Source organism: Paraburkholderia gardini (assembly GCF_907164545.1).
GTDB classification, from domain to species: Bacteria; Pseudomonadota; Gammaproteobacteria; order Burkholderiales; family Burkholderiaceae; genus Paraburkholderia; species Paraburkholderia gardini.
Genome location: NZ_CAJQZB010000002.1, coordinates 126,396 through 138,597 on the forward strand (window position 1 = coordinate 126,396; position 12,202 = coordinate 138,597).

Annotated in this window: 9 protein-coding genes; 4 read left to right on the forward strand and 5 right to left on the reverse strand. The window is 63.8% G+C overall.

Translation table 11 applies throughout. From position 1 onward, the window contains the following. Positions 1 to 9: 9 nt before the first annotated feature. Complete coding sequence (gene ptsP / locus LPA37_RS02490) at positions 10 to 2,559, forward strand: phosphoenolpyruvate--protein phosphotransferase (protein ID WP_228977401.1); 2,550 nt, start codon at positions 10 to 12, stop codon at positions 2,557 to 2,559. A 139-nt stretch (positions 2,560 to 2,698) separates the two neighbouring features. Then, entirely contained in the window at positions 2,699 to 4,474 is a 1,776-nt protein-coding gene (gene nagE, locus LPA37_RS02495) for an N-acetylglucosamine-specific PTS transporter subunit IIBC (protein WP_229011309.1), read from the forward strand. Positions 4,475 to 4,645: 171 nt separating this feature from the next. Here the strand turns inward: nagE and cydB are convergent, their stop codons facing one another. The 4 genes from cydB to rpoH form a co-directional block, all read right to left on the reverse strand. Then, on the reverse strand, positions 4,646 to 5,782 hold the full coding sequence (cydB, locus tag LPA37_RS02500) for a cytochrome d ubiquinol oxidase subunit II (protein ID WP_228977406.1): 1,137 nt from the start codon (positions 5,780 to 5,782) through the stop codon (positions 4,646 to 4,648). A gap of 31 nt (positions 5,783 to 5,813) precedes the next feature. Then, a complete protein-coding gene (locus LPA37_RS02505) occupies positions 5,814 to 7,406 on the reverse strand; it encodes a cytochrome ubiquinol oxidase subunit I (RefSeq protein ID WP_229011312.1) in 1,593 nt (530 codons plus the stop codon). Further along, entirely contained in the window at positions 7,396 to 7,653 is a 258-nt protein-coding gene (gene cydP, locus LPA37_RS02510) for a cytochrome oxidase putative small subunit CydP (RefSeq protein ID WP_228977409.1), read from the reverse strand. Before cydP ends, LPA37_RS02505 begins: the two co-directional genes overlap by 11 nt. Positions 7,654 to 7,954: 301 nt before the next feature. Beyond that, complete coding sequence (rpoH, locus tag LPA37_RS02515) at positions 7,955 to 8,890, reverse strand: RNA polymerase sigma factor RpoH (protein ID WP_228977412.1); 936 nt, start codon at positions 8,888 to 8,890, stop codon at positions 7,955 to 7,957. 352 nt (positions 8,891 to 9,242) lie between these two features. On the opposite strand from rpoH, the gene LPA37_RS02520 reads away from it, so the two are divergent. Both LPA37_RS02520 and LPA37_RS02525 read left to right on the forward strand, forming a co-directional pair. After that, entirely contained in the window at positions 9,243 to 9,806 is a 564-nt protein-coding gene (locus tag LPA37_RS02520) for an acyloxyacyl hydrolase (RefSeq protein WP_407672474.1), read from the forward strand. A 49-nt stretch (positions 9,807 to 9,855) separates the two neighbouring features. Further along, entirely contained in the window at positions 9,856 to 10,239 is a 384-nt protein-coding gene (locus LPA37_RS02525; protein WP_228977416.1) for a nuclear transport factor 2 family protein, read from the forward strand. 157 nt (positions 10,240 to 10,396) lie between these two features. On the opposite strand, the gene leuA is transcribed toward LPA37_RS02525, so the two are convergent. Then, positions 10,397 to 12,058, reverse strand: coding sequence for a 2-isopropylmalate synthase (gene leuA, locus LPA37_RS02530; protein WP_229011313.1), 1,662 nt, complete (start codon positions 12,056 to 12,058; stop codon positions 10,397 to 10,399). Between the last annotated feature and the right edge of the window lie 144 nt (positions 12,059 to 12,202).

A 12,202-nucleotide genomic window follows, 5' to 3' on the forward strand; every position in this document is an offset into this window, starting at 1 on the left:
TCCCGTTTGATGAGCCATTCCCAAGGCCCAGTAGTGTTGCTCGCGCCGTTGACCGGTCCGGTCGTGCCGCTGGCAGATGTTCCCGACCCGGTGTTCTCAGGCGGCATGTTCGGCGACGGTATCGGCATCGATCCGCTCGCCGGCCGGCTGGTCGCGCCGTGCGACGGCGTGATCATGCATCTCGCGCGCACGGGTCACGCACTGACGCTGACCACCGCCGAAGGCGCAGAAATCCTGCTGCATATCGGTATCGACACGGTCGAGCTGGCTGGCAAGGGTTTCACGCCGAAGGTGCCGCAAGGCGCGACGGTCCGTACCGGCGATGTGCTGATCGAATTCGATCTGGACTATGTCGCATCGACGGCGCCGAGCCTCGTTTCGGTGATCGCGATTGCGAATTCCGATGCGTTCGAAATCGTCGGACGTCCGGTGGCCGGCATGCTGAAGGCCGGCGAAAGTCCGCTATTCACGCTGCGCGCCCGCGATGGCGCCGCCGCCGAAGCATCGCGCCAGGCGACGCACGTCACCGAGGAATCGCGCCAGCAGATCACGCTTGCGCACGCCGGCGGCCTGCATGCGCGGCCGGCGGCGCGCGCCCGCGAAGCGGCGCGCGGTTTCGATGCGCGCGTCGAAATCCGTTACGAAGGACGCAAGGCGGCGATCGAGAGTGTCGTCGGTCTGCTTGGGCTTGGTGCGGGTGAAGGCGCGACGGTCGAGATTCTCGGCGTCGGTCCGCAGGCTGCGGCAGCGGTCGAAGCCGTCGCGCACGAACTGTTGCGCGAAGCGCATGGTGAGGTTGAGGAAAAGCCGGCGCGTCAAAGCTCGCCCGCGCCGCAGCAGGTTGCGCGCGCGGCCGGCACGCCGGACACGCTGGCTGGCGTGTGCGCGTCGCCGGGCATCGCGGTCGGCAAGATCGTGCGCTGGGACGACGCCGATCTCGAGCCGCCGGAAGTCGCGAGCGGCACGTCGGCGGCTGAAAGCCGTCTGCTCGACAAGGCGCTTGCCAGTGTCGATGCGGAGCTGAACGCGGTCGTGCGCGACGCGTCGCAACGCGGTGCGGTCGGCGAAGCGGGCATTTTCGCGGTGCATCGCGTGCTGCTCGAAGACCCGACGCTCCTCGACGCCGCGCGCGATCTGATCAGCCTCGGCAAGAGCGCCGGCTTCGGGTGGCGCTCGGCGATCCGCGCGCAGACCGCGGTACTCGCGAACATCGACGACGCCTTGCTCGCCGAACGCGCAGCCGATCTGCGTGACATCGAAAAGCGCGTGCTGCGCGCGCTCGGCTATTCGAACGGCGCGGCGCGCGTGTTGCCGGACGAAGCGGTGCTCGTGGCGGAAGAATTCACGCCGTCGGATCTGTCGTCGCTCGATCGCACGCGCGTGACGGCGCTGCTGATGGCGCGCGGCGGCGCGACGTCGCACGCCGCGATCATCGCGCGCCAGATCGGCATTCCGGCGCTGGTGGCGGTTGGCGACGCGCTCTTCGCGATACCCGAGGGCACGCAGGTCGTGGTCGATGCCGGCGCAGGTCGCCTCGAACACGCGCCCACCGCGCTCGACGTCGAACGTGCGCGCAGCGAGCGCCAGCGTCTTGCCGGCGTGCGTGAAGCGAACCGCCGCACGTCGCAACAGTCGGCCGCCACGAACGACGGCCGCGCGATCGAAGTCGCCGCCAATATCGCCACGCTCGAAGACGCGAAGACCGCCGTCGACAACGGCGCGGATGCCGTCGGTCTGCTTCGCACGGAACTGCTGTTCATTCATCGCCGGGCCGCGCCGAACGTCGACGAACATCGCCAGAGCTATCAGACGATCGTCGATGCGCTGGGCGGCCGCACCGCGATCATCCGCACGCTCGACGTGGGCGCCGACAAGGAAGTCGATTACCTGACGCTGCCACCGGAAACGAACCCGGCGCTCGGCCTGCGCGGCATCCGTCTCGCGCAGGTGCGCCCGGATCTGCTCGACGACCAGTTGCGCGGGCTGCTCGCCGTGCGTCCGGTGGGCGCCGTGCGCATCCTGCTGCCGATGGTCACCGATTCGGGTGAACTCGTCCGTCTGCGCAAACGTATCGACGAACTGGCGCGCGAAGCGGGCCGCACGGACGCGATCGAAGTCGGCGTGATGATCGAAGTGCCGTCGGCGGCGCTGCTGGCCGACCAGCTTTCGCAGCATGCGGATTTTCTGTCGATCGGCACCAACGACCTGACGCAATACACGCTCGCGATGGACCGCTGCCAGCCGGACCTCGCCGCACAGGCGGACGGGCTGCATCCGGCGGTGCTGCGTCTGATCGACGCCACCGTGAAGGGCGCGGAAAAGCATGGCAAGTGGGTGGGCGTCTGTGGCGCACTGGCGGGCGACCCGCTCGCGGTGCCGCTGCTCGTCGGCCTGGGCGTGACCGAGCTTTCGGTGGATCCGGTGTCGGTGCCGGGCATCAAGGCGCGGGTGCGCAACCTCGATTATCAGCTGTGCCGTCAGCGCGCCCAGGATGCGCTCGCGCTCGACTCGGCGCAGGCGGTAAGGGCAGTGAGCCGCGAAGTCTGGCCGCAGGACTGAACCCCACACAGTTCGCGGCAACCTTCGCAACATGAAGACGTAAATGAGGCACAAGCGGCTGCGCAAGCCGCACAACACGTAACGCAATGACGTAGGCAATAACTACGACCACGACTCAATGAAGGGATTGGAGATATCAATGGATGGGAATCCGTTTCTGAAGATTCAGCGCCTCGGTCGCGCGCTGATGCTGCCGATCGCAGTGCTGCCGGTCGCCGGCCTGCTGCTGCGCCTCGGTCAGCCCGATGTGTTCAACATCAAGATGATCGCCGACGCGGGCGGCGCGATTTTCGACAACCTGCCCCTGCTGTTCGCGATCGGCGTGGCCGTCGGCTTTGCGAAGGACAACAACGGCGTTGCGGCGCTGGCGGGCGCCATCGGCTATCTCATCGAGATCGCCGTGATGAAGGACATCAACGACAAGCTCAACATGGGCGTGCTGTCGGGGATCGTGGCCGGTATCGTGGCCGGGCTGCTGTACAACCGGTACAAGGACATCAAGCTGCCCGATTACCTCGCGTTCTTCGGAGGGAAACGGTTCGTGCCGATTGTCACCGGGGTTGTGTGTCTGGTGATAGGAATCGCGTTCGGCTATGTGTGGGCGCCGGTTCAGGCCGTTATCGACCTGGCCGGTCACTGGCTGACGACCGCGGGCGCGATCGGCGCATTCGTGTTCGGTGTGCTGAACCGTCTCCTGCTGGTCACGGGTCTGCATCACATCCTGAATTCGTTGACGTGGTTCGTCTTCGGCTCGTTCACGCCGCCGGGCGGCGCGGCCGTGACGGGCGACCTGCATCGCTTCTTCGCAGGCGATCCGACGGCCGGAACGTTCATGACGGGCTTCTTCCCGGTCATGATGTTCGGTCTGCCGGCCGCGTGTCTCGCGATGTTCCATGAAGCACCGAAGGAACGCCGCGCGATGGTGGGCGGCCTGCTGTTCTCGATGGCGCTGACCTCGTTCCTGACGGGCGTGACCGAGCCGATCGAATTCAGCTTCATGTTCCTCGCACCGGTGCTGTACGTGATCCACGCGCTGCTGACGGGTCTCGCGCTCGCGATCTGCTCGGCGCTCGGCATTCACCTCGGCTTCACGTTCTCGGCTGGAGCGATCGACTACGTCCTGAACTACGGCCTGTCGACGAAGGGCTGGATGGCGATTCCGATTGGCGTCGTCTACGCCGTCGTGTACTACGGCCTGTTCCGCTTCTTCATCCGCAAGTTCAACATGGCGACGCCGGGTCGTGAACCCGTCAATGCCGATGATGCAACCATGGAAACGTCAGATGGCGTTGCCGCGCCGGCAACGGCTGTGGCCGCGACACGCGCGCAGCGTTACATCGCGGCGCTGGGCGGCGCGTCGAATCTGACGCTCGTCGATGCATGCACGACGCGCCTGCGTCTTTCGGTGGTGGATGCGACCCAGGTGTCGGAAGCCGGTCTGAAGACGATCGGCGCGCGCGGTGTGCTCAAGCGGGGCGCGACGAACGTGCAGGTGATCATCGGACCGGAAGCGGACATGATCGCCGACGAAATCCGCACGACGATCGATCAGGGCGGCGCGGCTGCCGCGAAGCCGGCGGCCGTGGCTGCAACACCAGCCGCAGCGGTTGCGGGCGATGCTGCATTTGCCGTAGCGGAAAGCGGTCCGCTGGATCCGGACCCGGCACGCTGGCTCGCCGTGTTCGGTGGTGCGACCAATGTCGTCTCGCTCGACGCCATCGCGGCGACGCGTCTGCGTGTCGTGGTGAGCGATCCGTCGGCGGTGGACAACCAGCGCATGGCAGGGCTGGACGTCGCGTGGGTGTCGGCGGATACGTTCCACATCGTCGTGGGTCAGGCGGCAGCGCGCTACGCGCAGCAACTGGCGACGCGCCTCCCGACGGCTACCGGTGGCGCTACGCCGCAACCTGCCTGATGCGTTTCACGCTTTAGACGGAAGCAATAATAAACGCGGCGCCCTGATGTGAAGGGCGCCGCGTTTGCGTTGACGGTCTGGCTTTTACGCGTTATCGAATCGTGACGCCGGCTTGTGTGCCGAAGCCGCGGACACTATCGCCATCACCCGGTCCGTGCCCGGCGTCGTTGTTCAATACATCGAATGGGTGTTTTCTTCGATCGCCGCGGCGGTGACCTTGCCGCGCATCACGCGATAGACCCAGCCCGTATAGATCAGGATCAGCGGCAGGAAAATGATGACCGCGATCAGCATGATCTGCAGTGTCATCTGGCTCGACGTCGAGTCCCACACCGTGAGGCTGCTGCGACTGTCGAGCGACGACGGCATGATGAACGGAAACATCGAGAAGCCCGCTGTCAGGATCACGCCCGCGATCATCAGCCCGGTCGAGACAAATGTGATTTTCTCGAAGCGCGAGCTGGCCAGCAGTAGCGCAAGCATGCCGCCAGTCAGACCTGCCACCGGTGCCGCGATCATCCATGGATACGTGGAGTAGTTGTTCAGCCACAGCCCGGGCGCACCGATCACGCTTTTCAGCAGCGGATTGGCGACGGTATCGAGCGGCGCGGCATCGACGATCTGATAGCCGCCGATCAGGGTCGCCACCAGCAGACCCGCGATGATGAACAGCGCGACCGCGGCGAGCGACATGATGCGCAGCGCCACCGAAGCGCGTCGCGCCACGATGCCATCCGTCTTCATCTTGACGAACGCGGCGCCGTGCGCCGCAAGCATCGACACGCTCACGAGCCCGCACACCAGCGCGAACGGATTGAGCAGCGCGAAGAATCCGCCGTGATACGTGACGCGCAGATCGGTATCGAACTCGAAGGGGACGCCCTGCAGCAGGTTCCCGAACGCGACGCCGAACACCAGCGCCGGCACGAAGCCGCCGACGAAAAGCGCCCAGTCCCACGCCGTGCGCCAGCGCGGATCTTCACGCTTGTTGCGATAGTCGAAGCCGACCGGCCGCAGAAACAGCGCGAACAGCACGAGCAGCATCGCGAAATAGAAGCCGGAGAACGATGCCGCATAGACCAGCGGCCACGCCGCGAACATCGCGCCGCCAGCGGTGACGAACCAGACCTGATTGCCTTCCCACGTCGCGCCGACCGTGTTCACGACGATGCGTCGCTCGCCGTCGGTCTTGCCGATGAAGGGCAACAGGATCGCTGCGCCCATATCGAACCCGTCGGTGAGCGCGAAGCCGATCAGCAGCACGCCGATCAGCGCCCACCAGACCAGTTTGAGGGTGACGTAATCCATGATGGTTTCCCGTTGAACAGACTGGTGTGAATTACGCCGCCGACTTGCCGGCCAGTGCGGGCGCGGGCTTGTCCTGCTCATGGTGGTAACGGCCCGTATGCAGCGACGACGGACCGAGGCGCGCGTACTTGAACATCAACGTGATTTCGATGACGAAAAGCGCCGTATAGAACACCACGAAACCGGCAAGGCTCAGATACAGGTCGCCCGGCTGCAGGCTCGACGCGGAAAGCGACGTCGGCAGAATGCCCGCGATCGTCCACGGTTGCCGACCGACTTCAGCGACGATCCAGCCAGACTCGGCCGCAAGCCACGGCAGCGGAATCGCCCACACGGCCCAGCGCAGGAACCAGCGGCGCTTGTCCAGCAGCAGCGAGCGTTGCGCGCAGAACCAGAACGCCAGCACGAACGTCGCAAGGAACAGGATGCCGAGGCCGACCATCAGGCGGAATGAGAAGAACACGGGCGAAACCGGTGGAATCGTTTTCTTTGCAGCCTGCCTGATCTGTTCCGGCGTGGCGTCGGTGACGTTCGTCGTGAACTGCTTGAGCATCAGGCCGTAACCCAGATCGGCCTTGTGCGCTTCGAACGTTGCGTGCGCTTCGTCGGTGTCGTCGCCGCTTTTCAGATGCTGTAGCGCGCCGTATGCGAGCATGCCGCTTCTGATGCGCGTTTCGTTGTGCGCCATCAGGTCTTTCAGGCCCAGCACCGGTTCGTCGAGCGAGCGCGTCGCGATGATGCCAAGCGCATAGGGCACGCGGATTGCGTAATCGGTGCGTTCTCCCTGCTGGTTCGGAATGCCGATGATCGTGAACGGCGCAGGTGCGGGTGCCGTATCCCATTCGGATTCGATGGCGGCGAGCTTGATCTGCTGCACTTCACCCGTGCGATAGCCCGATTCGTCGCCGAGCACGATCACGCAGATCGTGGACGCCAGCCCGAAACCCGCCGCGATCGCGAATGAACGCAGCGCGAATGCGGTGTCACGACGCTTCAGCAGATACCACGACGACACACCGAGTACGAACATCGACGCCGTCACGTAGCCCGCCGACACCGTATGCACGAACTTCACCTGCGCGACCGGATTGAACAGCACATCGAAGATGCTGGACAGCTCCATGCGCATCGTCTGGTAGTTGAAGTGGGCGCCGACGGGATTGTTCATCCAGCCGTTCGCGACCAGAATCCACAGCGCCGACAGGTTCGATCCGAGCGCGACGAGGAACGTGACGACCAGATGCTGCACTCTCGAAAGCCGGGTCCAGCCGAAGAAAAAGAGCCCGACGAACGTCGATTCGAGGAAGAACGCCATCAGACCTTCGACGGCCAGCGGCACCCCGAAAATATCGCCGACGTAATGTGAGTAGTACGACCAGTTCGTGCCGAACTGGAACTCGAGCGTGAGCCCGGTCGTGACGCCCATCGCGAAGTTGATCCCGAAGAGCTTGCCCCAGAACTGGGTCATGTCCTTGTAGATCTGCTTGCCGGTCATGACATAGACCGACTCCATGATGACGAGCAGCCATGACAGGCCGAGCGTCAGGGGCACGAACAGAAAATGGTAGAGCGCCGTGACGGCGAACTGTAAGCGCGAAAGGTCGACGACTTCGCTAGCGTGCATGAGTATCACCTCGAGACGGATGCGGTGCGGGAACGCCGAGTAGCGCCTCTGCGACGACCGCTGGCGGCAGCGACATGTGCTCTGCCTGCGGATGATTGAAGAATGCGTATTTGAGGATCATCAGCAGCGCGAACTTGATCGCGAGCACGATGACGATATCGCGTGCGAAAGTCGGACCGCGCGCCCATGCGGCGCAGCGCGCGCGCAGGCGCAGGCGAGGAGTCCTGTGATTCAGCGTTATGGTCATGATGGGTCGATGACGGCTCCATGGGAGGAGTGCCGGTCGGGCCGCATGGCGCGGCCTGGCAAAATGCATGACGGAATTCCAGGAGCGAGCCCATCGACGCGCGAGTTCCGCGCTGTGGCATACGGTCGCGAAGGCGAACCCGCGAAATCAGTATCGCCGCGCTCTTTATGTTGCGTCAACAAAAAGGGGGCGATTGTCCTGGAAATGAATCGGGAGTCAGGCCGCAGACAAGAAAAAGCCCCGCCATCTTTCGAAGGCAGGGCCGGATACAACAGCGGTGCCGGGCAAGCCGGCTTGTGCGTTACGCGTATTCGCTCAATGCACCACGCATTTTCTTCATCGCGCTGGCCTCGATCTGACGGATACGTTCCGCCGATACACCGAATTCGTCGGCGAGTTCGTGCAGCGTCGAGCCGCCCGAACCGTTGTCGTCGACCTTCAGCCAGCGTGCCTCGATGATGCGGCGGCTGCGGGCGTCGAGCGCGTCGAGCGCGCTGGCGATACCGTCGCTGTGCAGCCTGTCGCGCTGACGTGCGGCGAGCACCGCGGTCGGCTCGTTATGCGAGTCGGCCAGCCACGCGATCGGCGAATACGCCTCTTCACCGTCTTCGACCTGGCCTTCGAGCGCGATATCGCCGCCGGACAGACGCGTTTCCATTTCGGCAACTTCTTCGCGCTTCACGTTCAGCTCGGTCGCGAGTCCTTCGATTTCCTCCGGCGTGAACGCCTGGAAACCCTGCTTGTGGCTGCGCAGGTTGAAGAATAGCTTGCGCTGCGCCTTGGTGGTGGCGACCTTCACCATGCGCCAGTTGCGCAGGATGTATTCGTGGATCTCCGCCTTGATCCAGTGCATGGCGTACGAAACCAGCCGCACGTTCTGCGAAGGATCGAAGCGTTTCACCGCCTTCATCAGGCCGATGTTGCCTTCCTGGATCAGGTCGGCGTGCGGCAGGCCGTAGCCCAGGTAGTTACGCGCGATCGACACGACAAGACGCAGGTGCGACAGCACCAGACGACGGGCGGACTCCAGATTGTCCTGCTCGCGAAATTCGGTGGCGAACTGGCGTTCCTCCGCCGGCGTCAGCATCGGAATCCGGTTCACGGCCTGAATGTAGGCGTCGATATTGCCCAGCTGGCCGGGCAGCAGCGAAGAATGCGCGAGCACCAGAGCGCCTGCCGGAGCGGCCTTAGCCGACGGCGGGCTCAGAGTACTCGGAAGGGTCAGTGCATTGCTCACGTATGAAACTCCTATGGAATCAACCAGATGCTCAGTCAGAAAACGACTCCCGTGGATGTTAGCACTCCAGTAGCAGGAGTGCTAATACTTAGAGGCCGTAGGGACTTGAGAGTTCCGTGTAACCTATTGAAACTTCATGTTCAATAGCATGGTACGCCGTCTGCAGGAATTTTGCTGGGCCCGTACAATTTGCTATTGCGATGCTTTGGTGCGGATAAATGACCTGTTTTCGTCTGATTTCAAGCAATTATTCGTCAAAGCCGGCTTTCTTTTATAAGGTTTCTTTTACTTCACTTCTCTCTAAAATGGCGGAGGCCGCCTCGCGGTGACCATCGAATCTGGGCGAAGGTGTTTGATGAAGAAGAAAAATGCACAGCTCGGCTGGGCGCTTCGGGGCGCCTTCGTACTGGCATTTCTGACCTTTTCAGAGCTGGCTGCCGCGGATCAGTTCGGCATCCAGGTGGCGGGCGGTATGGCCGATCATCACGTCAACAAGCTCGATCTGGGCGTGGTGTGGGACCCGGGATTGACGTGGTGGGAGATCGGCGGCTGGCACTTCGCGCTGATCGGCGAGGCGCACGTCTCGTGGTGGCATAGCAGCGAGGGGGACGTGCACCAGAACACCGGTGAGTTCGGCATTACACCGGTGATCCGGTTTATCAAGGGTGCGGGCTGGTTCCGGCCGTTCGTTGAAGCTGGCATCGGTGTGCGCGTGTTGACCAGCCCGACGATTTCGAATTCGTACACGCTGTCGTCGGGGTTCCAGTTCGCCGATATGGCGGGCGTGGGCGCCCAGTTCGGCGACCGCCAGCAATACGAGGCAGGCTTTCGATTCCAGCATCTGTCCAACGCCAGTATCAAAGAGCCCAATCCTGGTATAAATTTCACCCAGCTATATCTGCAATACAACTTCTGACGGTCGGGGCCGCCGCGCGCGGCGCCTTTCGGTGCAAAGGGGCAGAGCGATGGCGGCAAAAATGATCGAGGCGATTCGCGGGCTGGAGCGAGACCGCTTTCGCGCGATGGTCGACGGCAACGGTGAACTGCTCGACGCGCTCCTGTCGGACAGTGTCGTCTACGTCCATACCAACGGCAAGCGGGAGTCGAAGCAGCAGTTCATCGACGCCATCACGGCGGGCCGTCGCCGCTACCGGCAGATCGAAATCCAGTCGCAGGACATTCTGACCGTGGGTCATGAGACCTGCGTCGTCACGGGCCGCGCGCTGATCGAGATGGAAGCGAACAGCGGCGCGCTGCTTTTCCCGATCGCCTATACCGCAATCCAGACACAGGAAGCCGGGCACTGGCGGCTGATCGCCTGGCAGGCGACGCGTTGCGCAATCGAGTGAAACGGGTCGGTTTCCCATCGCCAGGCAGCCTTGTGAGCCGCCTGGGCGCATGACGCACGGCGTCGCGCCATGTTTCGACGCTTCGCCACCTGATGTACTGCGTTGAATCTGACGGCGGGCCAGCTTTTTTCCCCGCCGTCTTCCCTTATGTCGGCGGTTACGCCGCGACGCGCCGGTCCACCGGCGCCCACACCGCACGATTGACGCCGCTCACCACCGCATCGATGACGGCCGTCGCTTCATCGTCGCTTACGCCGACGCCGTAGCGCACCGTCTGTCCGCCGACGCGGCAGCCCGCAAACGCGGCGACACGTCCGTCTGTCGTTCGCTGGATTTCGCACGACGTGATCTCGACCGGCTGACCGGCCGCCGACGCAATTGCCTGCGCCACCGAGTGCGCGTGCGTAGCGGCGCTGCCTTGCGCACCGGCACCGGCCGGTGTCGCGATGCTGATGTCGCGGTTTTCCCATCGCACGGACGTCGCGCTGACACGCGCGGCTGGCCCTTCGGTCTCGAAGTACTCGCGCGTGAAGAGCGCGCAGATGGCGTCACCGGTGATTTCCTCGCCGGACTGATCCGCGACCGCCTGTACCGCGTGGCTGAACTCGATCTGCACGCGACGCGGCGGCGTGAAGCCCATGCCGCGCTCCAGCAGATACGTCGAGCCACCCTTGCCGGACTGGCTGTTCACGCGGATGACCGCGTCGTAGCTGCGGCCGAGGTCGGCCGGATCGATCGGCAGATACGGCACTTCCCAGACGGCGTCGGGCGCGTGCTGCGCGAAACCCTTGCGGATCGCGTCCTGATGCGAGCCGGAGAACGCCGTGAACACGAGGTCGCCGGCATAGGGATGGCGCGGATGCACCGGAATCTGGTTGCAGCGTTCGACCACGCGGCGCACCGCGTCGATGTCGGAGAAATCGAGCGCCGGATCGACGCCCTGCGTATAGAGATTCATCGCGAGCGTGACGATGTCGACGTTGCCCGTGCGCTCGCCGTTGCCGAACAGGCAGCCTTCGACGCGATCCGCGCCCGCCATCAATGCCAGTTCAGCGGCGGCGACGGCTGTGCCGCGGTCGTTATGCGGATGCACCGACAGCACGATGCTGTCGCGATAGCTGAGATTGCGGTCCATCCATTCGACCTGGTCGGCGAAGACGTTCGGTGTCGCCGCTTCGACGGTGGCCGGGAGATTCACGATCATCTTGTGATCGCGCGTCGGACGCCACGTCTGCGCGACCGCGTCGCACACTTCGCGCGCGAACGTGAGTTCGGTCATGCTGAACGTTTCCGGCGAGTACTGGTAGATCCAGTGCGTCTCTGGCCGTGCGTCGGCGTATTGCCGGATGATCCGCGTGCCGTCCACGGCGAGCGCCTTCACTTCGTCTTTCGACTGGTTGAACACGATCTTGCGGAACGACGGGGCGATCGCGTTGTACAGATGCACGATCGCGCGCGGCACGCCTTCGAGCGCCTCGAACGTGCGCGCGATCAGTTCTTCGCGCGCCTGCACGAGGACTTCGATCGTCACGTCGTCGGGAATGCGTTTTTCATCGATGAGCTTGCGAACGAAATCGAAGTCGGTCTGCGAAGCCGACGGAAAGCCGACTTCGATTTCCTTGAAGCCGATGGCGACCAGCGTCTCGAAGAATTCAAGCTTTTGCGCGATGTTCATCGGTTCGATCAGCGACTGGTTGCCGTCGCGCAGATCGGTACTCATCCAGACCGGTGCTCGCTCGATCGTGCGGCTCGGCCACTTGCGGCCCGTCAGGCGGACGGCGGGAAAAGGGCGGTATTTCTCAGCGGGGTTGCGCAACATGGTGAGCCTCGTTCGTTGTGTTGTGTTCGTGTGCGTGTCTGCGTGCAAAAGGGTAGGGCGACGGTGGCGGCCGGCAGGCGGCTAGCGGTAGCAACGAACGGGCGCGAACGAAGAAGGTCATCGCGATGATGACGCTGTTGACGG